At 71.1% G+C, this 22,376-nt stretch carries 28 protein-coding genes; 18 read left to right on the top strand and 10 right to left on the bottom strand.

Features of this window, described 5'->3' with window-relative positions; translation table 11 throughout:
• Positions 1-5: 5 nt before the first annotated feature.
• The 4 genes from ACH4E7_RS03225 (at position 6) to ACH4E7_RS03210 (ending at position 1,133) form a co-directional block, all read left to right on the top strand.
• On the top strand, positions 6-158 hold the full coding sequence (locus ACH4E7_RS03225; protein WP_396247284.1) for a thiamine biosynthesis protein ThiC: 153 nt from the start codon (positions 6-8) through the stop codon (positions 156-158).
• Between the two features lie 117 nt (positions 159-275).
• Positions 276-503, top strand: coding sequence for an AbrB/MazE/SpoVT family DNA-binding domain-containing protein (locus tag ACH4E7_RS03220; protein ID WP_396247283.1), 228 nt, complete (start codon positions 276-278; stop codon positions 501-503).
• Positions 493-939 (top strand): type II toxin-antitoxin system VapC family toxin, encoded by a 447-nt coding sequence (locus ACH4E7_RS03215; protein WP_396247282.1) that lies wholly within the window; start codon positions 493-495, stop codon positions 937-939. Before ACH4E7_RS03220 ends, ACH4E7_RS03215 begins: the two co-directional genes overlap by 11 nt.
• A 41-nt stretch (positions 940-980) precedes the next feature.
• Positions 981-1,133, top strand: coding sequence for a thiamine biosynthesis protein ThiC (locus ACH4E7_RS03210; RefSeq protein WP_396247281.1), 153 nt, complete (start codon positions 981-983; stop codon positions 1,131-1,133).
• Between the two features lie 66 nt (positions 1,134-1,199).
• On the opposite strand, the gene ACH4E7_RS03205 is transcribed toward ACH4E7_RS03210, so the two are convergent.
• A complete protein-coding gene (locus tag ACH4E7_RS03205) occupies positions 1,200-2,591 on the bottom strand; it encodes an FAD-binding oxidoreductase (protein WP_396247280.1) in 1,392 nt (463 codons plus the stop codon).
• A gap of 275 nt (positions 2,592-2,866) precedes the next feature.
• Between ACH4E7_RS03205 and ACH4E7_RS03200 the strand changes: the two genes are divergently transcribed.
• Positions 2,867-3,304, top strand: a complete 438-nt coding sequence (locus ACH4E7_RS03200) for an SRPBCC domain-containing protein (protein WP_396247279.1) — start codon at positions 2,867-2,869, stop codon at positions 3,302-3,304.
• 150 nt (positions 3,305-3,454) lie between these two features.
• On the opposite strand, the gene ACH4E7_RS03195 is transcribed toward ACH4E7_RS03200, so the two are convergent.
• Entirely contained in the window at positions 3,455-3,841 is a 387-nt protein-coding gene (locus tag ACH4E7_RS03195; RefSeq protein ID WP_396247564.1) for a VOC family protein, read from the bottom strand.
• Positions 3,842-3,982: 141 nt separating this feature from the next.
• On the opposite strand from ACH4E7_RS03195, the gene ACH4E7_RS03190 reads away from it, so the two are divergent.
• A complete protein-coding gene (locus ACH4E7_RS03190) occupies positions 3,983-4,870 on the top strand; it encodes a LysR family transcriptional regulator (RefSeq protein WP_396247278.1) in 888 nt (295 codons plus the stop codon).
• 59 nt (positions 4,871-4,929) lie between these two features.
• Here the strand turns inward: ACH4E7_RS03190 and ACH4E7_RS03185 are convergent, their stop codons facing one another.
• Positions 4,930-5,766 (bottom strand): helix-turn-helix domain-containing protein, encoded by an 837-nt coding sequence (locus ACH4E7_RS03185; RefSeq protein ID WP_396247277.1) that lies wholly within the window; start codon positions 5,764-5,766, stop codon positions 4,930-4,932.
• A 101-nt stretch (positions 5,767-5,867) separates the two neighbouring features.
• Here ACH4E7_RS03185 and ACH4E7_RS03180 point away from each other — a divergent pair, with 101 nt between their 5' ends.
• Together ACH4E7_RS03180 and ACH4E7_RS03175 are read left to right on the top strand one after the other, a co-directional pair.
• Complete coding sequence (locus tag ACH4E7_RS03180; protein ID WP_396247276.1) at positions 5,868-6,464, top strand: NADPH-dependent FMN reductase; 597 nt, start codon at positions 5,868-5,870, stop codon at positions 6,462-6,464.
• 13 nt (positions 6,465-6,477) lie between these two features.
• Entirely contained in the window at positions 6,478-7,446 is a 969-nt protein-coding gene (locus ACH4E7_RS03175) for an aldo/keto reductase (RefSeq protein ID WP_396247275.1), read from the top strand.
• 159 nt (positions 7,447-7,605) lie between these two features.
• On the opposite strand, the gene ACH4E7_RS03170 is transcribed toward ACH4E7_RS03175, so the two are convergent.
• The 3 genes from ACH4E7_RS03170 to ACH4E7_RS03160 all read right to left on the bottom strand — a co-directional run bounded on the left by ACH4E7_RS03170 (position 7,606) and on the right by ACH4E7_RS03160 (position 11,386).
• Complete coding sequence (locus ACH4E7_RS03170; protein ID WP_396247274.1) at positions 7,606-8,448, bottom strand: hypothetical protein; 843 nt, start codon at positions 8,446-8,448, stop codon at positions 7,606-7,608.
• Between the two features lie 263 nt (positions 8,449-8,711).
• Entirely contained in the window at positions 8,712-9,830 is a 1,119-nt protein-coding gene (locus ACH4E7_RS03165; RefSeq protein WP_396247563.1) for a metallophosphoesterase, read from the bottom strand.
• Positions 9,831-10,228: 398 nt separating this feature from the next.
• Positions 10,229-11,386, bottom strand: coding sequence for a LacI family DNA-binding transcriptional regulator (locus tag ACH4E7_RS03160; RefSeq protein ID WP_355668971.1), 1,158 nt, complete (start codon positions 11,384-11,386; stop codon positions 10,229-10,231).
• A 336-nt stretch (positions 11,387-11,722) separates the two neighbouring features.
• Here ACH4E7_RS03160 and hisC point away from each other — a divergent pair, with 336 nt between their 5' ends.
• The 7 genes from hisC (at position 11,723) to ACH4E7_RS03125 (ending at position 18,550) form a co-directional block, all read left to right on the top strand.
• Complete coding sequence (hisC, locus tag ACH4E7_RS03155; protein ID WP_396247273.1) at positions 11,723-12,808, top strand: histidinol-phosphate transaminase; 1,086 nt, start codon at positions 11,723-11,725, stop codon at positions 12,806-12,808.
• Positions 12,809-12,999: 191 nt separating this feature from the next.
• Positions 13,000-13,605, top strand: a complete 606-nt coding sequence (locus ACH4E7_RS03150) for a hypothetical protein (RefSeq protein ID WP_396247272.1) — start codon at positions 13,000-13,002, stop codon at positions 13,603-13,605.
• A 59-nt stretch (positions 13,606-13,664) separates the two neighbouring features.
• Positions 13,665-14,258: a hypothetical protein gene (locus tag ACH4E7_RS03145; RefSeq protein WP_396247271.1), complete on the top strand. Its 594-nt coding sequence runs from the start codon at positions 13,665-13,667 to the stop codon at positions 14,256-14,258.
• A 270-nt stretch (positions 14,259-14,528) separates the two neighbouring features.
• Positions 14,529-15,920: an efflux RND transporter periplasmic adaptor subunit gene (locus tag ACH4E7_RS03140; protein ID WP_396247270.1), complete on the top strand. Its 1,392-nt coding sequence runs from the start codon at positions 14,529-14,531 to the stop codon at positions 15,918-15,920.
• 2 nt (positions 15,921-15,922) lie between these two features.
• On the top strand, positions 15,923-16,726 hold the full coding sequence (locus tag ACH4E7_RS03135) for an ABC transporter ATP-binding protein (RefSeq protein ID WP_396247269.1): 804 nt from the start codon (positions 15,923-15,925) through the stop codon (positions 16,724-16,726).
• Positions 16,723-17,934, top strand: a complete 1,212-nt coding sequence (locus ACH4E7_RS03130) for an ABC transporter permease (protein WP_396247268.1) — start codon at positions 16,723-16,725, stop codon at positions 17,932-17,934. The genes ACH4E7_RS03135 and ACH4E7_RS03130 overlap by 4 nt, the downstream gene beginning before the upstream one ends.
• A 13-nt stretch (positions 17,935-17,947) precedes the next feature.
• The gene (locus ACH4E7_RS03125; RefSeq protein ID WP_396247267.1) at positions 17,948-18,550 is read left to right on the top strand and encodes a hypothetical protein; all 603 of its coding nucleotides are present in this window, start codon (positions 17,948-17,950) and stop codon (positions 18,548-18,550) included.
• Between the two features lie 60 nt (positions 18,551-18,610).
• On the opposite strand, the gene ACH4E7_RS03120 is transcribed toward ACH4E7_RS03125, so the two are convergent.
• The 3 genes from ACH4E7_RS03120 to ACH4E7_RS03110 are packed head-to-tail and all read right to left on the bottom strand — an operon-like array spanning position 18,611 to position 19,340.
• The gene (locus ACH4E7_RS03120) at positions 18,611-18,733 is read right to left on the bottom strand and encodes a hypothetical protein (protein WP_396247266.1); all 123 of its coding nucleotides are present in this window, start codon (positions 18,731-18,733) and stop codon (positions 18,611-18,613) included.
• Positions 18,730-18,981 (bottom strand): hypothetical protein, encoded by a 252-nt coding sequence (locus ACH4E7_RS03115; RefSeq protein WP_396247265.1) that lies wholly within the window; start codon positions 18,979-18,981, stop codon positions 18,730-18,732. Before ACH4E7_RS03115 ends, ACH4E7_RS03120 begins: the two co-directional genes overlap by 4 nt.
• Positions 18,978-19,340: an ATP-binding protein gene (locus ACH4E7_RS03110; RefSeq protein ID WP_396247264.1), complete on the bottom strand. Its 363-nt coding sequence runs from the start codon at positions 19,338-19,340 to the stop codon at positions 18,978-18,980. Before ACH4E7_RS03110 ends, ACH4E7_RS03115 begins: the two co-directional genes overlap by 4 nt.
• Before the next feature lie 262 nt (positions 19,341-19,602).
• Here ACH4E7_RS03110 and ACH4E7_RS03105 point away from each other — a divergent pair, with 262 nt between their 5' ends.
• Together ACH4E7_RS03105 and ACH4E7_RS03100 are read left to right on the top strand one after the other, a co-directional pair.
• Positions 19,603-20,469 (top strand): helix-turn-helix domain-containing protein, encoded by an 867-nt coding sequence (locus ACH4E7_RS03105; protein WP_396247263.1) that lies wholly within the window; start codon positions 19,603-19,605, stop codon positions 20,467-20,469.
• Positions 20,462-20,662: a DUF397 domain-containing protein gene (locus ACH4E7_RS03100; protein WP_396247262.1), complete on the top strand. Its 201-nt coding sequence runs from the start codon at positions 20,462-20,464 to the stop codon at positions 20,660-20,662. The genes ACH4E7_RS03105 and ACH4E7_RS03100 overlap by 8 nt, the downstream gene beginning before the upstream one ends.
• 137 nt (positions 20,663-20,799) lie before the next feature.
• Here the strand turns inward: ACH4E7_RS03100 and ACH4E7_RS03095 are convergent, their stop codons facing one another.
• Positions 20,800-21,312, bottom strand: coding sequence for a hypothetical protein (locus ACH4E7_RS03095; RefSeq protein ID WP_396247261.1), 513 nt, complete (start codon positions 21,310-21,312; stop codon positions 20,800-20,802).
• Between the two features lie 599 nt (positions 21,313-21,911).
• Here ACH4E7_RS03095 and ACH4E7_RS03090 point away from each other — a divergent pair.
• Complete coding sequence (locus tag ACH4E7_RS03090) at positions 21,912-22,319, top strand: hypothetical protein (protein ID WP_396247260.1); 408 nt, start codon at positions 21,912-21,914, stop codon at positions 22,317-22,319.
• Positions 22,320-22,376: the final 57 nt, after the last annotated feature.

Here is a 22,376-nt window from a genome sequence, read left to right as displayed (position 1 = left end):
GCTCGATGAAGATCTCCCAGAAGATCCGCGACGAGCACGGCGACGGTTCGACGGCGGTCTCCAGCGAGTTCGACGCCGACGCCGAGGCCGGCATGCAGGCCATGTCCGAGGAGTTCAAGGCCCAGGGCAACCGGGTCTACCTCCCGCTCGCCGACTGACGCAGGACACCTGACACCTGAGCGCCGCCCCGAGAGCTTCCGCTTCTCGGGGCGGCGCTTCGTTGTCGCGGTAGTATTACGTAGTAGGGGTAATACGGGATACCAAGGAGCCCTGAGATGCGACTCAACAGCAAAGGTCAGGTCACGATCCCTGCAGAACTTCGGCAGAAGTGCGGTCTCCACCCCGGGGACGAGGTGGACGTGATCGAGGAGGACGGCATTCTGCGGATAGTGCGCCGGATCGGGACGGGTACTCGGGGCCAGCGACTGGCGCGGCGGATGAGAGGAACCGCCGCGGGCGGCATGTCGACCGACGAGATCATGGAGCTGTTGCGTGGCGAGTAGCCGGTTGAGGCTTGTGGAACAGGAGCGGACTCAGCCGGGGACCCTGGTCGACTCGTGCGTGCTGCTGGACCTCATGACGAACGACCCCACCTGGGCCGACTGGTCCGAAGTCGAGCTCGCCAAGGCCCAAGACGAGGGACAGGTGGTGATCAACCCGATCGTCTACGCCGAGGTCTCAGTGGCCTATGCGGCGATCGAGGAACTCGACGCGGTCCTCCCCGCTGAGGCCTTCGCCCGAGAGCCGCTTCCGTACGAGGCCGGGTTCCTGGCCGGCAAGGCCTTCCTGCAGTACCGCAAGCGTGGAGGTCAGAAAACCGCTCCGCTTCCGGACTTCTACATAGGCGCGCATGCGGCTGTCCGGAACTACCGCCTGCTCACTCGGGATGCCACGCGCTACCGCAGCTACTTCCCGACCGTTCAGTTGATCTGCCCTTGACAGCTGTTCGGCTCATGGCGGTTTTGCTCAGGTTCTGCTCGATGAAGATCTCCCAGAAGCTCCGCGACGAGCACGGCGACGGTTCGACGCCGGTCTCCAGCGAGTTCGACGTCGACGCCGAGGCCGGCATGCAGGCCATGTCCGAGGAGTTCAAGGCCCAGGGCAGCCGGGTCCACCTCCCGCTGGCGGACTGACCGCCGAAAACGCCGACCCCGTGCTCCACGCTCCGGGTCGGCGCTTCGCCGTCTCGGCAGCCGTCGTCATCCGGCCGCGCTCGTGATCTGAGGCCGGATGTTGTGGTTGACGTGGAAGAGGTTGCCGGGGTCGTAGGTCTGCTTGACGGCGACCAGGCGGGCGTAGTTGTCGCGGTAGTCGGCGGTCACCCGGTGCTGGTCGTCGGCACTCACGAAGTTGACGTAGCCACCGGCAGCGGAGTGCGGTTCGAGGGCCGCGTAGTAGTCGCGCACCCATGCGATGTTGGCCTCGGAGTCGGCCGGGTCGGGCCAGGCCCCGACGATCACGGTGGCGAAGTTGGCGTCGCGGTAGGAGAAGGCCGTGCCATCACGGGCAACCCGGTGGACGGCGCCGTTGAGCGGATAGACGTGGCAGGCCGAATTGACCGTCGGCACCCGCGGACCGTGCTCGACGTGTGCGGCGATCGCCCCGTCGGTGAGCTCGGTGGAGAACGCGCCCTTCCAGTACTGGTGCAGGCCGGGCGGCAGCAGCGCGTCGAACATGCCCACAAGTGCCGGGTACGGCATCGGGCCGACCATCTCGGCGACCACAGGCGCCACCTCGCGGTACGGCCGCACAGCCCGCTCGGCCTCCTCCATCGCGCCGCTCCAGCAGACGACCATGATCGCGAAGGTGTCGCCGTGCCGGTCCGCCGGGATGAACGGCAGCGGGGGTGCGATCTGGAAGCCGGGGAAGACGCTCAGCTCCTCGGGGGCGTCCATGATGGCATCGCGGTAGAACCGCATGATCCCGGCCGTGTGCTCCAGCTCGTAGAGGATCAGCCCGGCATGGACGTCCTTGACCGGGGAGAGTCGGTACTCGAAGGAGGTCACCACGCCGAAGTTGCCGCCCCCGCCGCGCAGCGCCCAGAACAGGTCGGGGTGGCTCTGCTCGTCGACGACCAGGAACCGGCCGTCGGCCGTCACCAGGTCGGCGGAGAGCAGGTTGTCGCAGGTCAGGCCCAGGCTGCGGGCCAGGTACCCGAAGCCGCCGCCGAGGGTGAGCCCGCCGACCCCGGTGGTGGAGATGACCCCGCCGGTGACGGCCAGGCCGAAGGGGTAGGTCGCCGCATTGAGGTCCGCCAGGGTGGCCCCGCCCTCGACCCGGGCCGTCCGCCGTTCCGGGTCCACCCGGACACCGCGCATCCCGCCGAGATCGGCCACGATGCCGTCGTCGCAGGTCCCGTACCCCGGGGCGCTGTGCGACCCGCCGCGGACCGCCAGGTCGAGCAGGTTCTCCCGGGCGAAGTCCACCACGGCCATGACATCGCCCGCGTTGGCGCACCGCACGACCACGGCCGGTTTGCGGTCGATCATGGCGTTGTAGACCCTGCGGGCCTCGTCGTATTCCTCGTCGCCGGCGGTGACCACCGCACCGTGCACCCGGCCCGTCAACTCTTCAACCGTCTGTTTGCTCATTGCGCCGCTCCTGCCGTGGGTCCCCTCCGGGCCTGCGGAACGACCGGCGCGCTCGGCCGACGGGCCCTGGTCGGCCACGTCTCACGCTACGCCGCGCCGGGGGACGGCCCCACCGGACGTGATGTGCGACCGACGACCGTCGGAGGAATGCGGTGCCCACTCGGCAGGCCCTGGGAAACTCGTCGAAGAAACCCCGGCGAACGGCGATGAGTTCTTCACGCGGTCCCGGTCTACCTCTGTGAAAGCGACGACGCGACCACGGAGGAGACCCCGAGATGACCGAGAACCTGGGCGAGCTGACCATCACCCGCGAGCTGCCGGGCACCCCGGCCGCGGCGTTCCAGGCGTACATCGACCCCGAGCAGTTCGTCCGCTTCTGGGGCCCGGTCGGCACCCATGTTCCGCTGGAGACCGTGACCATCGAGCCGAAGGTCGGCGGGCGCTACGACAGCACCATGGTCATCGATGCCACCGGTGACCGGTACCCGCTGAAGGCCGAGATCACCGACATCCGGCCCGGCGAGTTCTTCGCGATGGCGGTGGAGGGCACGGGCATGCGCTCCACCCTCACCTTCACCGACCTCGGCGACAGCCGCACGAGGGTGGTGCTGCACCAGACCGACGTGCCGGCGATGCTCCGCGGCCCGGAGGCCGAAGCGGGCCTCAACTCCAGCTTCGACCTCCTGGTCGAGCACCTCGCCGCCCAGCACTGACCCCCGGCGCCGTACCGGAGACCCCGGCCGTGTCCGAGGCCCGGGGCGGCCGGGTCCACCTGCCGCCGGCGGACCGGCCCCACCGACAGGGGTGCTGTCCCGGTCCTCCCCCGTGAGTCCGGGACAGCACCCCTGTCGGTGGGCGGCTTTTCAGTCGGTGGCTTCCTGGGGGTACCAGCGGAGTTCGACGGTGTTGCCGTCCGGGTCCTGGACGTAGAGGGAGGTGGCGGTGCCGCGGGCGCCGTAGCGGGGGCCGGGGCCGTCGAGGACGGTGAAGACGCCCGAGTCGACGACCTCCTGCCAGTCGAGGGGCTCCACGGTGAGGCAGATGTGGTCGACGTTGGACTCGTGCCGGGGGCGCTGGAACAGGTCGATGATCGTCTCGGGGCTGACCCGGACGGACGGGAACGAGACCTTGCCCGCCCGCCACTCGTCGACCCGCACCGGCTCCAGGCCGAGGAGGCCGGAGTAGAAGGCGAGGGACCGCTCGATGTCGGCGACGTTGAGGACCAGGTGGTCGAGGGCGACGACGCGCATGGTGATCGGCTCCGGTGTGCTGGGTTCGCTGCGGACGGGTTCAACGATCCTCCGGGCGGGCGTGATCATCAATGCCGGATCCCCGTACGATCGTTGAGTCGGATTAAACGATTTCGGTTCAACGATGGGGCGGGTGGCGGCATGCTGGAGCGGCTGGAGATCGAGGTCTTCCTCGCGCTGACCGAGGAACTGCACTTCGGACGGACCGCCGAGCGGCTGCGCCTCACCACCGGGCGGGTCAGCCAGGTGGTCAAGACGCTGGAGCGCCGGATCGGCGGGCAGCTGTTCGAGCGCACCAGCCGGTCCGTCCGAGTCACCGCGGTCGGGCGGCAGTTGGCCGAGGATCTCGCCCCGGTGGTGGCCGCGTTGGAGGAGGCGCTGCGCCGGGCCGTGGACGCCAGCCGGGGGGTGACCGGCGAGCTGCGGGTCGCGTTCCTCGGGGAGTGGACGGCGCCGGTGCTGCTGAAGGCGGTCGCGCTGTTCGGCGAGCGGCACCCCGAGTGCCGGGTGGACGTACGGGAGGTCCAGCTCTCCAACTCCCGCTCCAGCCTGGAGGACGGTTCGATCGACGTCCTGGTCGCCTCCTACCCCTTCGACGGCATGGCCCTCGGCCCGATCCTGCTCACCGAGCGGCGCGCCCTGGCGGTCCCGGTCGGGCACCCGCTGGCCGCCGAGGCCTCGGTGTCGCTCGAAGTGCTCGCGGACCACCCGGTGGTGCAGTACCCGGCCGTGACCTCGATCGGGTTCAAGCGCGACCGCACCCCTGACCGCACCCCGTCCGGCCGTCCCGTCCCCGAGGGCCCGTCCGGCGGGACCTTCTCCGAGATGCTCAGCCTGGTCGCCATGGGCCGGGGCGTCCTCCCGGTCGGCGAGCACTGCCGCCAGTACTACCCGCGCCCCGACCTCGCCTACGTCCCGATCCACGACGCCCCGCCGATCGAACGCGGCCTGGTCTGGCGGCCGGGCAACACCACCGGGCGCGTCCGCGAGTTCGTCCGGGCCGCGGCCGAGGTGGCGGCCGCCGGGTAGCGGGGCGTCCGCAGCCGGGGTGAACCGGCTTCCCCTGGTGGGGGATCCCGGTTCGGGCGTCAGGAGATCGCGCGCAGGCGGATCGGGGCCGGCCGGGTCAACCGGTCGAGGTGGGCGGCGGTTTCGGGGTCGGCGGGGAGGAGGACCAGGAGCTGTTGGGCGTCGGCGGGGAACTCCAGGATCTCGCGCTGGAGCCGGAGCTCGGGGCCGGTCGGGTGCTGGAGGCGCAACGGGCCGCGGCGGGGGACGAGCTGGTTGCCCAGGCGGCGGGTGAACTCGGGGCCGGCGACGGGGGCGAGTTCGGTGCTGAGCCACTCGGAGCTCTCGGCGGAGGGGCCGAGCCAGAGGTCGAAGGCCTGTTCGTCGGCGATGTCGCCCCAGTCGGTGAAGAGGGCGCGGGCGCGGGGGTCGGTGAAGACGTAGCGGGTGAGGTTGGGGGAGGGGTGGTCGAGGAGGCCGGCGGCGCCGAGGACGGTGGCGTAGCCGGGCGTGTGGGCGAGGATGTCGCCGAGGCGGTTGGTGACGGCGGCGATGCCCGGTTCGAGCAGCCGGAGGGTGTCGCGGACGGTGGGGCGGACCTCGCGGGAGGGCGGGGCCGGGCGGACGTGGTTGGGGCACGCGCCGCCGGTGATCTTCGCGAAGTAGCGCAGGTGGGTGCGCTCGGCGGGGTCGAGGCTGAGGGCGTCGGCGAGGGCGTTGACCACGGCGGTGGAGGGGTTGCGGTCGCGGCCCTGTTCCATCCGGGTGAGGTACTCGACGCTGATGCCCGCACGGATCGCGAGGTCGGCGCGGCGCAGTCCGGGTGAGCGGCGGCGGCCGTGGTCGGCCAGGCCGAGCGTCTCGGGCTGGATGCTGTCGCGCTTGGCGCGGATGAAGTCCCCCAGTGGTGTGCCCATGTGACGATCGTACGGGCGGGTGCGGTGCGGAGGGTGGCCCTGCGGGGGCCAGCCTGGGCACGGTCTGGCTGCGCCTGCCGGGTTGGCCGAGAGTGGTGGCCATGGAGAAGAACACGCACAAGTTGGTCGTCCTGGTCGGCAGTGTCAGGGAGGGCCGGTTCGGCCCGGTGGTGTCCGCGTGGGTGGCCGAACAGGCCGCCGCGCACGGCGAGTTCGAGGTCGAGGTGGTCGATCTGGCAGAGGTGGACGTACCGCTGGCCCTGCCCGCGGCCTCACCGAAGTTCGCGGGCGCCGACTACCCCCGCCCGGCCGGGATGGCGAAGCTGACCGGAGCCCTGGAGAGCGCGGACGCCGTCCTGATCGTCACCCCCGAGTACAACCACAGCTACCCCGCCTCGCTGAAGGCCGCCATCGACTGGCACTTCACCCAGTGGACGGCCAAGCCGGTCGCCTTCGTGAGCTACGGCGGAGCGGCCGGTGGCCGGCACGCGGTGCTGCACCTGGAGAACGTGCTGACCGAGCTGCACGCGGTGACCATTCGGGACGGCCTGGCCTTCCCGAACTACTTCACCGCCTGGTCGGACGGCCGCCCGGACGACCCGCAGGCGGCCGGCTACGCCAAGGCCATGCTCGATCAACTGTCCTGGTGGGCGGGCGCGTTGAAGGACGCCCGGGCCGCCGCCCCGTACCCGGCCTGAGACGGGGGCGACGATGGAGTACGTGAAGCTCGGCGGTACCGAGCTGGAAGTCAGTCGGATCGCGCTCGGCTGCATGGGCTTCGGCGGCAGCGGCCGCGGGCACAACCCCTGGGCGCTGGACGAGGAGGCGGCCGCGCCGGTCTTCCGGCGGGCGGTGGAGCTCGGCATCACCTTCTGGGACACCGCCAATGTGTACGGCGGCGGCGCCTCCGAGAAACTGGTGGGCCGCGCGGTGCGGCGGTACACCCGGCGCGAGGACGTCGTCCTGGCGACCAAGGCGGGCCTGCCGATGCACGACGGACCGGGCGGCTCGGGGCTGTCCCGGCGGGCGGTCCTGGAGCAGGTCGACGGTTCGCTGACCCGGCTCGGCACCGACCACCTGGACCTCTTCCAGCTGCACCGCTTCGACCCGGCGACCCCGGTCGAGGAGACCGTGGCGGCGCTGCGCGAGGTGGTGGCGGCCGGGAAGGTCCGGTACGTCGGGGCGTCCTCGATGTGGGCGTGGCGGTTCGCGGAGCTGCGGCACGCCGCGGCCCGGGACGGCGGCCCGGCCTTCGTGTCGATGCAGCACCAGTACAGCCTGGTGCAGCGCGAGGAGGAGCGGGAGATGTTCCCGCTGCTCGCCGACCAGGGGGTGGGCAGCCTGGTGTGGTGCCCGCTGGCCTCGGGCCGGCTGGCCCGCCCGTACGGGCAGTCGACGGCCCGCTCGGCCGGGGACCAGGTGGCCGGGCGGTTCTTCGCGGACGTCGACCGGCCGATCGTGGACGCCGTGCAGTCCGTCGCCGAGGCCCGCGGGGTGCCGATGGCGCGGGTCGCGCTGGCCTGGGTGCTGGGCAATCCGGTGGTCACCGCCCCGATCGTCGGCGCCACCCGCCCGGGCCACCTCGACGACGCGGTGGCCGCGTTGGACGTCCGGTTGACCGGGGCGGAGGTGACGGCGCTGGAGACGCCGTACACGCCCCGGCTGCCGACCGGCTTCTGAGCCCGACCCGTCGAGCGGTCTCGGGGTGCGCCCGGTTTCCCGGGCGGGGAGGATGCCGGTGACGGGGAAGGCGGTGGCGTCGGCGGTGGTTGACTCCGCCAGAGCTGTCACGGTTGTGGGGCACACGGATGCGGGGAGCGGGGGCCCGTCCGGGCGGGCTCAGCCCACGTCGTCCGGTCCGGTGAAGGACGGCGGGCTGTAGCCGGGCCCGGTGAAGTCGGGCGGGGTGAAGGCGGCGGGCCGGGGGGTGTGTCCCTCGGGGCCGGTGGGGCCGTCCGGGCCGGGGCTGGTGAAGGCGGGCGGGGTGTAGCCGGGGCTGGTGAAGTCGGGGCTGCTGAAGCCGGGGGCGGGGCGGCCGGGGACGGCGGGCAGGTGGGTGTGCAGGTAGGGCAGCAGCCCGTGCTCGCGCAGGGCGGTGCGCCATTCGCCGCGGGCGGCGGCGAGTTCGGCGGCCAGCTCCCGGTCGGTGCCGGGCGGGACGGCGGCGGCGCCGTCGCGTATGGCGGTGAGGAGCAGCCCGATGATGCCGACGGCCATCGCGGCGACCCCGGCGGCGAGCGCCACCCAGCCGGCGGTGACCAGGGAGCGGGCGAGGGTGAGCCCGGAGTCGGCGGCGCGCAGCAGGTAGCCGATCAGCAGCAGGATCAGCGCGGCGGTCCAGGCGAGGATCGGGGTGAGCACGGTGAGGACGGGGAACAGCCCGGCGCCGCCGTTGGCGGAGCGCAGCTGGCTGAGCAGGCCGGGGGCGTAGGGCTCGGTGCCGGGCGGCGGCGGGGGCGTGCTGCGCAGGCTCTCGCGCAGTGCGGTGTAGTGGGCGTACTCGGTGGCGGCCGCGGCGTTGATGCCGTCGGCGTCGCGCAGCGCGCGGATGCGCAGCTGGTCGGCGGTGAGCGCGCCGGGGGCGCGCAGGGCGGTGAGAACGGTGCGGTCGCGCAGGGCTTCGTCGAGGAGGCGCTCGTATTCCGGGCGGTCATCGGCGAGCAGCGGCGGGGGGTTGGACATGGGGACCCCGTTCATGCGGACCCCGATCGGCATCGAGGAAGGACGCGCATCGAGGACGCGGGGATCCTCAGGACGCCGAAACGGGCGCGGAGGCTGGCCGCCGGACGGGCGGCCGGGTGTGGTGTGCCTCATGGTAGGGGCGGGTGCGGCTGTGCTGACAGTCGGTTTCCGGAATTTCGCGCCCCGGGCCGCGCGCGTTCGGCGGCCCGGGCGCCGGGAACAACTGTTCGGCGTTAAAGGTTGGTTGACGGATGGTCGGACGGTCAGATCGGCAGCCGGGCGACCAGCAGCCGCCCTTCCATGGTGACCCCGCCGTCCATCGCCACCGCCAGGTCGTCCGCGTACACGTACGGCCCGGGGATGTGCGGCGGCTGCCCGTCGTCGGCGTGCACCGCGCCGGTGAGGTACGGGATCGGGCTGTGCCCGTGCACGATCCGGGTGCCGCCGTAGGTGTCGAGCAGCTCGTGGACGGCCATCGGTCCGGCGTCGCCGCGGAAGGCGAAGCGCTTGGTGAAGCGGCGGAAGCAGTCCCACCACTCGTCCACGCTGCCGTCGGAGAGCAGGCTGTGCACCGCGTCGTTGACGTCGGGGATGGACTCGCCGTACTCCAGGTAGGCGGTGGTGTCGGAGTGCAGCAGCAGGTGCCCGTCCTCCAGCGCGACGGCGGGCAGTCGGGAGAGCCAGCTGATGTGGTGCGCCTCCAGCCGGTCCAGGTCGGTCTGCTGGCCGCCGTTGAGCCGCCAGGCGGCGAGGAAGGAGGCGGTGCCCGCGGTGGACTGGACGGGCTCGTCGCCGTACTTGGCGGCGCCGAGGAAGAGCAGTTCGTGATTGCCCATCAGGGCGCGGCAGTAGCCGCCGGCCGCGGCGGCCTCGGCGGCGAGTTGCATGACCAGGTCGATGACGCCGATGCCGTCCGGGCCGCGGTCGGTGAAGTCGCCCAGGAACCAGATCCGGGCCCGGCCGGCCGACCAGTGGCCGTCGGCGTCGATCAGACCCTGGTGGCGCAGCTCGGCGCGCAGTTCCTCCAGGTAGCCGTGCACGTCGCCGACGACGTAGACCGGGCCCGGCGGCTCGTCGGGGCCGGGGGCCGGGTACGGGTAGGTCGGCGCGGAGGGGTCGGGCAGCGGCGGGCCGAGTTCGATGGTCGGCGGGTCGTCGCGGCCGGGGAGCTGGAGGGCGGGGGAGGGCTGGTCGGGGAGGGTGGGCTCGTAGCCGGCGCGGTCGTCGTAGCCGCTCTGGTCCTCGTAACCGCTCTGGTCCTCGTAGCCGCCCTGCGCCTCGTAGCCGCTCTGGTCCTCGTAGGCGTCGACGCCGTCGTACTCGCTCTGTCCCTGGTGCGGGAAGACCGGGGCTTGGTCGGTGCTGAGCCCCTGGGCGTGCACGGTGTGGCCGTGTCCCTGGCCGTCCGCCCAGTGCTGCTCCAGGTACCGCGCGCCGCCGTAGCCGCTGTAGGTCTCCGCGTCGTACGGCGCGCCCTGGTAGCCCGCCGAGGGCTCCGGTTCGTAGTAGGTGCCGTACGGCAGCACATCGAGGTCCGGCTGGTGGCGGGGGCCTGAGTGGGGGTGCTCAGGTCCGGGGAAGCGGTCCTCGGGTGTCATTCGCCCATCATAGGAAGACCACTCTCCCGCCGTCGTCACCTGGTGGGTATCCAATCCTCCGGAGCGTCAGCCGGGCGGTCCCGCAGGGTCCGTTTTGTCCCGGCTCGGTATGGTCTCGTCAGCGCCTCGACAGGGTATCGGCCCGGTTCGAGCAAGGTCTGGACCTTTACTCGGGGCAGGGGCTAGACCTCGCCCGGGGGCCGGGGCGGGCTGACGGTGGTGCGCGGACTCCGCCGCTGGGAGGAGGCGCGGACGATCAGCTCGGTGGGCATCAGGGTGCCCGGTGGCGGGCCGGTCCCGGCGGTGCGGAAGCGCGGTGGGAAGAGCCGGGCGATGTCCACGCCCGTCCCGGAGTCGACGCCTTCGATGGCGTCGATGAGCAGGTTGACCACGGTGGTGCCGATCTTGCGGGGCTTGAGCGAGAGTGTCGTGATCGGCGGCTCGGTGGCCGCGTAGACGTCGCTCTCGCTGCAGCAGACCAGCAGCAGGTCGTCCGGCACCCGCAGGCCGTAACGGCGGGCGGCGGCGAGCAGGTCGGTGCCGTTGGGGTCGAACAGTCCGTAGACGGCGTCCGGCCGGTCCGGGCGGGCGAGCAGCCGGTCGGCGGCGACCGCGCCGGCCGCCGGGTCGTGCGCCGGGTAGGCCTCGTACACCGGCTCCTGGCCGACCTTGGCGCACCAGCCGAGGTAGGCCTCGGTGGAGAGCCGGGTGTAGGTGTCGGTGCTGGTGCCGGTGAGCAGGCCGATCCGGCGGGCGCCGGCCTCGGAGAGGTGGTCCAGGATGCCCAGCACGGCGGCCTCGTGGTCGTTGTCGACCCAGGCGGTGACCGGGCAGTTGCCGGGCTTGCCGTCACTGACCACCGGGACGCCGGACCGGTACAGCTCGCTGACCAGCGGGTCCTGGTCGGGCGGATCGATCACCACGGTGCCGTCCAGGGCGATGTTGCCCCAGACGTCGTGCCGGGAGGAAGCGGGCAGCACCACCAGCGCGTAGCCGCGGCCCAGGGCGGCGCTGGTGGCGGCCCGGGCCATCTCGGCGAAGTAGGCGAACTCGGTGAAGGTGAAGGGCTCTTCGCCGTAGGTCGTGACGGTCAGCCCGATCAGGCCGGACCGTCCGGTGCGCAGGGTGCGGGCGGCCGCCGAGGGGCGGTAGCCGAGGCGCTCGGCGACCTCGCGCACCCGGCTGCGGGTCTCGTCGGGCAGGCGGCCCTTTCCGTTCAGCGCGTCGGAGACGGTGGTGATCGACACTCCGGCGGCTGCTGCCACATCCCGGATGCCGGCCCGCTCCAGACGCCGTGAGGTGGTGGGACGCCGACCGCTCTGGTTGGCTGCTGCTGTCATGGCGGACCGATCGTATGGCTCCTGACAAGGGTCTGTGACCGGCGCATCGGGAGCCTTTGGAGATACGTTTCTCCGCGAGTGAGCCGGGGTGCGCCCCTTCGATACCCGCCCGAAATCAGCCGTCTTACCTCTGACATGTGCCGTAGGAACCGGGCAGAATGGCTGATCTGCGCCTGTAACCCGTCCGGGCATCTCACTCCTACGGGTGAGGGCCGGTCGGTATCGTGCAAGGCACCCGACCGGGGTGGTCCGGGCGCGTTCCGAGAACCCGGGGCCCGGCGGTGATCCCGACCGTGGCACGGCGGGCGGACCGGAGAGACACGAAGGAGTACGACCGTGAGCAGTGGTACGTCAGCGCAGGGCCCGCGCCTGCGGCCGACCCTGGACGGCATCCCGACCTACAAGCCCGGCAAGCCGGCCGGCGCCGACGCCTACAAGCTGTCCTCGAACGAGAACCCCAGCAGCCCGCTTCCGGGTGTGCTGGAGGCGGCCGTCGCGGCGGCCGGCTCGTTCAACCGCTACCCCGACATGGGCGTCAGTGAGCTCACCGCGGAGCTGGCCGCGCGCTTCGGCGTCCCGGCCGAGCACATCGCCACCGGCACCGGCTCGGTCGGCGTCGCCCAGTCGCTGATCCTGGCCACGGCCGGCCCGGGCGACGAGGTGATGTTCGCCTGGCGCTCCTTCGAGGCCTACCCGATCATCACCCAGGTCGCCGGTGCCACGCCCGTCCCGGTGCCGCTCACCGCGGGCGGCGACCACGACCTGGACGCGATGCTGGCCGCGATCACGCCGAACACCCGGCTGATCTTCGTCTGCAACCCCAACAACCCCACCGGCAACGTGATCCACCGCGCCGAGCTGGAGCGCTTCATCGACGCCGTGCCGAGCGACGTCCTGGTGGTCGTCGACGAGGCGTACATCGAGTTCATCCGCGACCCCGAGGTGCCCAACGGCATCGACCTCTACCGCGACCGCCCGAACGTCTGCGTGCTGCGCACCTTCTCCAAGGCGTACGGCCTGGCGGGCCTGCGGGTCGGCTTCGCGATCGCGCACGAGCCGGTGGCGAACGCGCTGCGCAAGACCGCTGTCCCGTTCGGCGTCAGCCAGCTCGCCCAGGACGCCGCCGTCGCCTCGCTGCGCTCGGAGCAGGCGCTGCTGGAGCGGGTGGAGGCGCTGGTCGAGGAGCGCAACCGGGTGGTGGCCGGGCTGCGCGCCCAGGGCTGGGAGATCCCGGACTCGCAGGCCAACTTCGTCTGGCTCTGGCTCGGCGAGCGCTCGGCGGACTTCGCCGCGGCCTGCGCCGAGGCCGGCGTGATCGTCCGGCCGTTCCCGGAGGGCGTGCGGGTGTCGATCGGGGAGGCCGAGGGCAACTCGATCTTCCTGTCGGTGGCGGAGGCCTTCCGCAAGGAGATCAACGGCTGAGTCCTCCGGGTTCCGGTTCTCCGGTTCGCAGGGGCGCACTCCACGGGGTGCGCCCCTGCGGCGTTCTGTCCCGACTCCGTGCGGGTCCGGCATCAGAAGATCATCAAAGTGTTTCCAGCCGTGCGCCGGTCGCTAGTCTGTCCGACCGTCAGCAGGCAGTCGCCCGACTGCCCTTACACGGGGGAACCATCTTGACCTCTCGCACCACCCTTCTGGCCGTCGCGGCCGCCGCCGTCGCGCTCACCCTGTCCGCCTGCGGGCCGGAGAACGACCCGTCGCCCGCGCCGACCGCGACCGCTCCCGCGCCTACCGCGACCACGACCGCGGTGGTGCCCACCGGCAAGCCGACCGGCGGCACGGCCACCGGCGGCACGGCCACCGGTACCGCGAAGCCGAGCGGGGCCGCCGCCGGACCGAACCAGGCCGGGCCGGACTGCAAGCCTGGCGAGATGAAGCCGATCCCGGCCGGACACAAGGTCATCGTCGTGTCCAAGCCCACCACGGAGACCACGGTCGTGGCCAAGGACGGCGAGTACGCCTGCACCATGCCCGACCAGGGCTGGTGGCCGAAGGGCGAGGACAGGACCTACAGCTTCGCCGCCGGGGCCAAGGCGACTCTGGTCACGGTCATGAACGGGCCGAAGGCGATCTCGCTGGCGCAGCTGGCCGACCACACCAACCACTGCGTGAACAAGACCAATGACCCGACGTCGCCCTGCGACACGGGGACCACGTACGACATCACGGTGGACGCCGCGGGCAAGATCGCCACGATCACCGAGATCACCGGCCGGTGACAGTGCGGCCCCCGGCCGTCCTCCCCGCCCCGTTCCGCCGAGTCCTCCAAGTATCGACCGTGTCCTCTCGTCGCACCCTCCTGGCCGTCGTCGTTGCCGCGGCGAGCCTGCCCCTGGCCGCCTGCGGCCCGGACAACGACCCGACGCCGACGCCGAGCGCGACCAGCGCCCGGCCGGCCGTTCCCACCGGCGCGACCACCGCGACCGCGGCGCCCACCGGCGGCGCGACTGGCGCTGCGAAACCGACCGGTGGTGCGACGGGTACGCCGGCCAACGACCCGAACTGCACGCCCCCGGTGGTCCCGGGCACGCACAAGATGCTGAACCTTTCCAAGGCGGCCACCGCGACCACGGTCTACGCCAAGGAGACCAAGTACCTCTGCGGCAAGCCCGAGGGCGGCTGGATCGACGCGGGCGAGGAGAAGTCCTACAGCTTCGCGCCCGGAGCGACCGCCAAGCTGGCCGACCTCAACTACGGCACCCATCGGGTCACGCTCGCGCAGTTCGCGGCGCACACCGACTTCTGCCTCAACCACACCTCGGCCGCCGACACCGGCCCCTGCTTCGACCGCAACACGTACGACGTGGTGCTGGACGGTTTCGGGGAGATCACCGACATCACCCAGGTGGGCCTCACCAAGCCGGCCAAGTAGCCGCCGGACGGGCGGCGTGCGCGGAGTGGGAAGTCGGGCCGGTCGACTTTCCACTCCGTCGGCGTTTCCGGGGTGCGATCCGGGGGCGTTCTCCCGGATGGCTGGGGATCGCTGGGAGGGCGCTGGGAGTTCGGCCAACGGATGGCCACGCGCGGGGCAAGGTGTCCGTGCGGGGCGGGTGATCTGTCCGCAATGCCCGGATCCGGCCGGTCAGTCTTCTCCCAGCCCGTGCCCAGGGCTCCGCAAGAGCGTCCGGCGAAGCTGTCCGCCATGAAGGTGCTCCCACGGCGGCGAGGTGCCGTCCTCGTCAACTCCGCGCTCGGCGTGGCCCTGCTGGGCGGTGCCGCCCTGGTGTACGCCACGGTCAACGGCAGCGGCGGTACGGCTGCGGCCAAGCCCGTCACCCGTACCGCGACCGTCGGCAAGGGGACGGTCCTGGCCACTGTGTCCGGAACCGGCACCCTGGTCTCGCCGACCGACGCGGCCCAGGACTTCACCACCGGCGGGCGGCTCACGGCCGTCAAGGTCGCGGTGGGGGACACCGTGAAGAAGGGGCAGGTGCTGGCGACCGTCGACACCACGGCGGCCCAGCAGCAGGTGGACGCCGCCCAGGCGGCCCTCACCACGGCCAACGCCAACCTCACCAAGGCGCAGGCCGGGGTCACCACGACGACCACCGAGCCGCTGCCCCCGTCCTCGGTTCCGTCGCCGGCTCCCTCGGCTGCGGCTCCGGGCGGTGGCAGTGGCGGCGGTCGCGGGGCGGGCGGGAGCAGTTTGCCCGCCCCGCAGACCACCACCATCACCACCACCAAGGTCGACGACGCGGCCGTCGCCCAGGCCCAGCAGCAGGTCGCCACCGCGCAGACCAACCTCACCAACGCCCAGGCGGCGCTGGCCGGCACCACCCTGACCGCGACGATGAACGGGACGGTCGCCTCGATCTCGGCGAAGGTCGGCGACACCGTCGGGGCCGCCGGCTCCGGGTCCTCGTCCTCCTCCGGCGCCAAGTCGACCGGCACGAGCGCGAGTTCCGCATCCCCCAGCGGTTTCATCGTGCTGACCAACCCGACCGGGATGCAGGTCACCGCCAACTTCTCCGAGCTGGACTCGCTCAAGCTGAAGAAGGGCGAGGCGGCCTCCGTCACCCTGAACGCCCAGTCCGACACCAAGCTCAACGCAACCGTCCTGTCGGTCAGTTCACTGCCGAGCAGTGGTTCATCCGGCGGCGCGGCGGGCTCGTCCGCCGTCCAGTACGCGGCCACGCTGCAGCTCAGCGGCGACACCAGCACCCTGCGCACCGGCCTCAGCGCGACCGTCCAGGTGATCACCGGCGAGGCGGACAACGCGCTGTCGCTGCCCACCTCCGCCCTGTCGGGCACCGGATCCTCGCGGACCGCAACCGTGGTGCACGAGGACGGCAGCACCGAGCGGGTCACCGTCGGCGTCGGCGTCGAGGGCGACAGCACCGTGCAGGTCGTCTCCGGTCTGAAGGAGGGCGACAAGGTCGAACTCCCGACCACCAGCGGCAGCAACGGCTTCCCGAACGCGTCCTTCCCGGGCCTCGGCGGCGGGGCCGGCGGCCGGGGTGGCTCCGGTGGCGCCGTCGGCATCCCGGGTGGTGGCGGCGCCGGTGGTGGCGGCGGCCGGGGCGGCAAGGGCTGAGCATGCGTCACGTCATCGACAAGCGCGTCCCCGCGCATCCCGTACCGGTGATCCGGATCAGCCGGCTCACCAAGTCGTACGGGCACGGCGACGCCACCGTGCACGCCCTGCGCGGCCCGGACGACCCGGCGACCGGCGGCCCGATGGGCGTCAGCCTGGACATCGAGCAGGGTGACTACGTCGCGGTGATGGGCAGTTCGGGCTCCGGCAAGTCCACCCTGATGAACATCCTCGGCTGCCTGGACGTCCCGACCGCCGGCCGCTACCTGCTGGACGGCATCGACGTGGGACACCTGGACGAGCAGCAGCTCTCGCTGGTCCGCAACCGCAAGATCGGCTTCGTCTTCCAGTCCTTCAACCTGGTGCCCCGCACCACCGCCCTCGCCCAGGTCGAGCTGCCGCTCGCCTACGCGGGCGTGCGCGCCACCGAGCGGCGCCGCCGGGCGATGGCCGCGCTGTCCCTGGTCGGGCTGGGCGAGCGCGCCGGGCACAAGCCCAACCAGCTCTCCGGCGGCCAACAGCAGCGCGTCGCGGTGGCGCGCGCCCTGGTCACGGCCCCGGCGCTGCTGCTCGCCGACGAGCCCACCGGCAACCTGGACAGCCGCTCGACGGAGGAGGTGCTGGCCCTGATCGACGGGCTCAACGCCACCGGCCGTACGGTCGTGCTGATCACCCACGAGGACGAGGTCGCCCAGCACGCCAAGCGGGTGCTGCGGCTGGTCGACGGGCAGATCGTGAGCGACGTCCGGCAGGCACCCGTCGACGGGCCGCCGCCCGCCCTGTCCTCGGCGGAGGTGATGGCGTGATCCTCTGGCAGACGCTCCGCTTCGCGGTCGGCGGCCTGGCCGCCAACAAGGTGCGCTCGGCGCTCACCATGCTGGGGGTGCTGATCGGTGTCGCCTCGGTCATCCTGCTGCTGGCGGTCGGCAACGGCTCGTCCCAGGCGGTGAAGGACTCGATCACCTCGCTCGGGACCAACTCGCTGACGGTCAGCGCGGGTTCGGCGTTCGGCGGCTCGCGGGCCACGTCGTCGGTGAAGAAGCTGACGGTCGCCGACGCCAAGGCGCTGGCGAGTGACGGCGACTCCTCGGCGATCAAGTCCGTCGCACCGGTGGTCACGACGAGCGGGACGGCGCTGTACGGGAACATCTCGTACAGCCCCGGGTCGATCGTCGGCACGTACCCCGCGTACTTCGAGACCTCCAACCAGAAGGTCGCACAGGGTGAGTACTTCACCGATGACGACGTTCTGGGGTCGCGCAAGGTCGCGGTGCTCGGGGCCACGACGGCCAAGCAGCTGTTCGACACCGAGGACCCGGTCGGGAAGAAGATCGTCCTGGGTGGCACGCCGTTCACCGTGGTGGGCGTGCTCCAGGCCAAGGGCGGCAGCGGCTTCACCGACCCCGATGACGTGGTGATCGCGCCGCTGCCGACCGTGCAGAACGCGTTCACCGGGTTCGGGCCGGTCAACCAGATCCTGGTGCAGGCCTCCTCCGCCGATACGACGTCCGAGGCGCAGGCCGAGATCACCCGGGTGCTGCTCGGGACCCACGCGATCACCGATCCGACCAAGGCCGACTTCCGGATCACCAACCAGGCGTCGTTGCTCACCGCGCGGGAGAGCACGACGAAGACCTTCACCGTGCTGCTGGGTGCGGTGGCGGCGATCTCGCTGCTGGTCGGCGGGATCGGGATCACCAACATCATGCTGGTGACGGTGACGGAAAGGACCCGGGAGATCGGCATCCGGAAGGCCCTCGGGGCGCCGCGCGCGGTCATCCTGGGGCAGTTCCTGACCGAGTCGACGCTGCTGTCGGTGATCGGCGCGGGGCTGGGCGTGGCGGCGGGGATCGCCGGCTCGCACTTCAGCATCGTCGGCATCAAGCCGGTGGTGATCCCCGAGTCGGTGCTCGGCGCGTTCGGCATCGCCGTCGCCATCGGGCTGTTCTTCGGCAGCTACCCCGCCAACCGGGCCGCCTCGCTGCGGCCGATCGACGCCCTTCGGCACGAGTAGGAGCAGTTTTTCGATGAATCAGGCCGATCAGGTTGCGCTCCTCGCCACGCCGCCGGACGCGCGGGACGTCAGCGGTGAGCTGGCCGCTCCGCCGCGTCGGAAGCTGCCTTGGCTGAGCCTTGTGCTGGCGGGTGGCGTGATCGCCACGGGCGCGTTCGCGGGTGGGGTCTGGTACCAGCAGGGGCAGGCGCCGAGCGGGAAGTCCTCCTCCCCTCGGGCTGCGGCTGCGGGTGCCCCTGCGGCGGGCGGCTACGGCGGGCAGGGCGGTGGGCGCCGTAGCGGCCAGGGTGGCCAGGGCCAGGGTGGCCAGGGCCAGGGCGGGCAGGGGCAGGGCCAGGGCGGGCAGCCGGGCTTTGCGCGGGGCACCGTCAAGGCCGTGGACGGCAGCACCGTGTACCTGACGGACGCCAACGGCAACACCATCAAGGTGACGACGGCAGACTCGACCAAGGTCCAGCTCAACAAGGAGGGCAAGGTCGCCGACCTCCAGCCCGGCCAGAGCGTGACTGTCGTGGGGACGCCGGACGCCAACGGCGGCTACAACGCGAGCCAGCTCGTCGAGGGGGCCGCTGCCGGCGGCTTCGGCGGCGGAAACCGGAACTCGTCCAGCGGCTAACCCGGAGCCGTCGGACGCCCGCGAGGCCCTCGCCCTTCTTGGGCGAGGGCCTCCGCGTGTTCAGCTGCGCTCGTCGCTGTCGTTCGGGCGCGGCACCTTCAGGGTCGCGATCACCCCGAGGGCGACGGTGGCGAGCGCGAGGGCCAGGAGGGCGACGAGGGCGGCGCCGACAAAGAACCTCACGGGGTCCACGCCTCGTTCCGCTCCAGGTCGCGGAGCAGGTGGAGGAGGTTGAGCAGAGTGCTCACGGGGGCGTTGCCGAAGTCGACCAGGATGCGGCCGTCGAGGGTGGTTTCGGGGGCGGCGGCGGAGCCCCAGAGGAGTCCGTGCGGGATGCCCCGGCGGTGCAACTCGCCCAGAAGGGCGGTGATCTGGGGTCTGGTGTAGTCGCGCATCCGGGGGTCGTCGGGGGCGATGGGGTCGCGGCTCACGAGGCGAGGTCCAGCTCGTACCAGACGCTCTTGCCCCGCTTCTGGGGGTCGACGCCCCAGCGGTGGGTGAGGCCCTCGACGAGCTGGAGGCCCCGGCCGGTCTCGGCGAGGCCGGCGGGCGTGCGCTGGTGGGGGATCGCGTCGGACTCGTCGGAGACGGAGACGTGGAGCGTGTGGCCGAGGATGGAGAAGAAGACGACGGGGGCGGTGGTGTCGCCGTGTCGCCAGGCGTTGACGATCAGCTCCGCGAGGGCGAGTTCGGCGTTGAAGATGGTCTCGGGGTCGCAGTTGCTGCGGGTCATGGCGGCGCGCAGGGCCTGCTTGGAGAGGGTGAGCGAGGGGGTGTTACGGGTGCACACGGGAACCTCCGTGAGGCGGTGGTGTGAGGAGGGAGGACGACGGATGCGTCGCCGTGAGCCAGGCCACGCATGGCTGCTCTTCGGTGCCGGGGCAGCAGGCGCCTACTGCCATGGATACAGGCATTACTGACGATCAGTCGGATCGAGCTGTGAACGACGATAGCGCGGTCCGCCACAGATTTGTGGCGGACCGTGAGAAGTTCCCTCTAACGTGGCGTCGGCTGTGAGGCAGACTGGTCCAACGACCTGCAGAGAGGACGCCATGGCGCTTCGATCGAACCCAACTCTCCGCCAACGGCGGCTGGGTGCCGAGCTGCGCAGGATGCGGGAGCAAGCCGGCCTCGGCGGCAGCCAGCTCGCCCGCGCGCTGGGCATCAACCCCGCCCACGTGACGCAGATGGAGAGCGGGAAGACCGGCATCAGCGTCGAGCGCCTGCGCGCGATTGCTGCGCTGTGCATGTGCGTCAACGAACCCCTGATCGACGCCCTGGCGGACATCATCACGGATCGTGACAAGGGCGGTTGGTGGGAGGAGTATCGAGGCCGGCTCTCGCAACACTTCCTGGAGATGGCCGAGATGGAAGGTCGTGCCCATGGACTCTCGACCTACACCATGGCCTTCATTCCCGGATTGCTCCAGACCACTGCTTACGCTTCTGCGGTCTTCGCCCGAGGATTCCCACGTCTCCCTCAGCACGAGGTAGACCTGAGAGCCGCCTTTCGTATGAAGCGGCAGAACGTGGTCCGATCGGGCGAAATTCCGTACTCTGCGTACATCCATGAGGCGGCACTGCGCATGCAGTTCAGTGGGCCCAAAGTTCAAGCCGAGCAGCTCGGCAGCCTCATCGAAGACTCCGGGCGGCCGACCATCTCGATCCGGGTCGTGCTGTTCGATGTGGATACGCTTCCGGTCAACCACGAGAACTTCACGTACGTTGAAGGACCGATCTCTGAGCTCGACACAGCGCAGATGGATTCAGGCCTCGACAGCGTGCTCTACGACGCACCGGCACATACCGCCCAGTTTCGTTCCCTGCTCGCCCGGATCGACTCGGCGGCCCTCTCGGAGGAGGAGTCCCGGGAGTTTATTCAATCCCTCAAGAAGGATATGGAAAGCAAACATGCCTAACTCTACCTGGCAGAAGTCCAGTTACTCGGCTGCGAACTCCGAATGCGTTGAGGTCCGTGGGATCGATGAGGTGATCGAACTCCGCGAGTCCGACGAGGGTGACGTCATCGTTCGTACGACCTCCCTCAAATTCGCCTCCTTCCTCCGGGGCGCCAAGGCCGGCGAGTTCGACCACCTGATCACCAACGCCTAGCGGCTCGTATCGGCGGCCCCTTGCTCCTGGCAAGGGGCCGCCGATAGCGCCCTTGGGCGCGGCTGCTTCCGGCGGACGCGATCAGAACACGACCGGCCGGCGACTCGCTCTCCAGCGAGCCGACGCCTGGCCATGGGTCAGATGATGCTGAAGTCGCCGGTGAAGCTGGCGTCCTTCAAGCCGCCGCCGATGGTGCACTTTCCGGCACCGCCGAGCAGGCTGGTCTCGACCGTGGCGCTGAAGCTGTGGCCCACGAAGTAGCCGTCGCGCACGTAGCCCGACAGATGTCCGACGTTGAGGGAGGAGCCGTCGATTTGCAGGCTGAGGGTGCTGCGCCCCGTGTTGCCGGACCTGTCCGTCCAGTCGATCGAGCCGGTGCCGCTGCTGAAGCCTGAGCTGCCGCTCTCCAGGCATCCGAGGCTGACGCCGTTGAAGTTTGCGGTGAACGTCGCACTGCGAATGTTGTACATGCTGTAGTCGTTGCACGGGCCGTCCTGGCCCTGGTAGGTGACGTCCTGGTCGCTCGGGAACACCGTCACACCGGGATTGAAGTGCACCTGGCCGTTGGCCTGACACGCGACAGTGATGTTCGCCGGCGTGGCGCTGGCCGTCGCCGGTGCGGCGAGGGCCGCGCCGGCGGACAGCGCCACGCAGGCAGTGGCGAGAGCGACACAGCGCGTACGGGAACGGAGAGTGCGGAGCATGGTTGTTCCTTTCCGGAACAGGGAGAGAGGGGGTGGTCGTGCAGCCGACCGAGATCCATGATGTGCACACGAAGGAGCTTCGAGTCGGGTGGTGCTGGGCCACCCGACGTACTAGGGCCCTCGTGAGCTCGCGCAGGGCCGCACCGAGGCGGTCGGCGCTACGGTTGGTCAATCCGAGCGATCAACTTGCCCACGATGCGAGGTCGTGCGCCGGCAATCGGTGGACAGGTGCCAGGCGACAGGCGCACCCGCGCTCACGCGCCTAACATCCGTGCCAGCTGACCGAAGTGGCGCCTTTTCAGGCGCGCAACTCAACGATTTTCCGGAGCGCAGGAAGTCGGCCCGACCGATTTCCTGTGTTGAGTCACCCGACCTCTGCGGCCCCTCGCGCTCCTCCGTGCGAGGGGCCGCCGGTGCGCAAGCTCGGGGTTGTCTTGCAGGAGTGGGTCTGGGCCCACCCCAGGTGTGGGGCCAGACCGGTGTTGGCCCGATCGCCTGCTCCGTAGCGTCGTTACCACCACGACACGGAGGACAGAATCATGGCGATGACCGCGACGGCGACCCTCGGCAACTCCCGTACCCAGGACGCCTTCACGACCGCGAAGAAGTGCATCACGCTCTTCGGTGCCATCGGCGTCATCACCCTCGCGACCGTCGCCGTCATGGCCTCGCTCGGCCACGAGACGACGCCGTTCATGTGGATCCGCGGCGTGATCTTCCCCGCCCTGGCCCCGGTGCTCCTGCGCGTGACCGCCCGCGCCGAGGGCGGCTCCGCCAAGGCCTTCGACCGCATCCGGACCATCTCCACCGTGATGCCCCTCGCCGTCATCGGCGTCGACCTGATCCCGGGCATCTGCCCGGCCTGGTACGCCGTCCTCCAGGGCCTCTCCGCCCTCGCCCTGATCCCCGTCGCGATCCTCACCCGCACCTCCGCCTTCCCGAAGGCGAAGTGAGCACAGGAAGTCGGCCCACCCGACTTCCCACGCGGTCCCCGCTACGGCCCCTCGCGC

The sequence above is a fragment of the Kitasatospora sp. NPDC018058 genome (genome assembly GCF_044327205.1).
Lineage (GTDB): Bacteria > Actinomycetota > Actinomycetes > Streptomycetales > Streptomycetaceae > Kitasatospora.
The sequence above is the reverse complement of the archived record's forward strand: the minus strand, read 5'-3'. Positions and strand labels throughout refer to the sequence as shown.

What these genes read in the sequence shown, in the direction of transcription:
- ACH4E7_RS03195 (WP_396247564.1), bottom strand. Translation starts at nt 3,841, where the DNA reads ATGCGCGTCGTCGCCCTCGACCACCTGGTCCTCAACGTCGCCGACATC.
- ACH4E7_RS03180 (WP_396247276.1), top strand. Translation starts at nt 5,868, where the DNA reads ATGGAGAAGAACACGCACAAGTTGGTCGTCCTGGTCGGCAGTGTCAGG.
- ACH4E7_RS03185 (WP_396247277.1), bottom strand. Translation starts at nt 5,766, where the DNA reads ATGGGCACACCACTGGGGGACTTCATCCGCGCCAAGCGCGACAGCATC.
- ACH4E7_RS03105 (WP_396247263.1), top strand. Translation starts at nt 19,603, where the DNA reads ATGGCGCTTCGATCGAACCCAACTCTCCGCCAACGGCGGCTGGGTGCC.
- ACH4E7_RS03135 (WP_396247269.1), top strand. Translation starts at nt 15,923, where the DNA reads ATGCGTCACGTCATCGACAAGCGCGTCCCCGCGCATCCCGTACCGGTG.
- ACH4E7_RS03200 (WP_396247279.1), top strand. Translation starts at nt 2,867, where the DNA reads ATGACCGAGAACCTGGGCGAGCTGACCATCACCCGCGAGCTGCCGGGC.
- ACH4E7_RS03125 (WP_396247267.1), top strand. Translation starts at nt 17,948, where the DNA reads ATGAATCAGGCCGATCAGGTTGCGCTCCTCGCCACGCCGCCGGACGCG.
- ACH4E7_RS03140 (WP_396247270.1), top strand. Translation starts at nt 14,529, where the DNA reads ATGAAGGTGCTCCCACGGCGGCGAGGTGCCGTCCTCGTCAACTCCGCG.
- ACH4E7_RS03225 (WP_396247284.1), top strand. Translation starts at nt 6, where the DNA reads ATGAAGATCTCCCAGAAGATCCGCGACGAGCACGGCGACGGTTCGACG.
- ACH4E7_RS03160 (WP_355668971.1), bottom strand. Translation starts at nt 11,386, where the DNA reads ATGACAGCAGCAGCCAACCAGAGCGGTCGGCGTCCCACCACCTCACGG.
- ACH4E7_RS03175 (WP_396247275.1), top strand. Translation starts at nt 6,478, where the DNA reads ATGGAGTACGTGAAGCTCGGCGGTACCGAGCTGGAAGTCAGTCGGATC.
- ACH4E7_RS03220 (WP_396247283.1), top strand. Translation starts at nt 276, where the DNA reads ATGCGACTCAACAGCAAAGGTCAGGTCACGATCCCTGCAGAACTTCGG.
- ACH4E7_RS03090 (WP_396247260.1), top strand. Translation starts at nt 21,912, where the DNA reads ATGACCGCGACGGCGACCCTCGGCAACTCCCGTACCCAGGACGCCTTC.
- ACH4E7_RS03100 (WP_396247262.1), top strand. Translation starts at nt 20,462, where the DNA reads ATGCCTAACTCTACCTGGCAGAAGTCCAGTTACTCGGCTGCGAACTCC.
- ACH4E7_RS03190 (WP_396247278.1), top strand. Translation starts at nt 3,983, where the DNA reads ATGCTGGAGCGGCTGGAGATCGAGGTCTTCCTCGCGCTGACCGAGGAA.
- ACH4E7_RS03205 (WP_396247280.1), bottom strand. Translation starts at nt 2,591, where the DNA reads ATGAGCAAACAGACGGTTGAAGAGTTGACGGGCCGGGTGCACGGTGCG.
- ACH4E7_RS03170 (WP_396247274.1), bottom strand. Translation starts at nt 8,448, where the DNA reads ATGTCCAACCCCCCGCCGCTGCTCGCCGATGACCGCCCGGAATACGAG.
- ACH4E7_RS03210 (WP_396247281.1), top strand. Translation starts at nt 981, where the DNA reads ATGAAGATCTCCCAGAAGCTCCGCGACGAGCACGGCGACGGTTCGACG.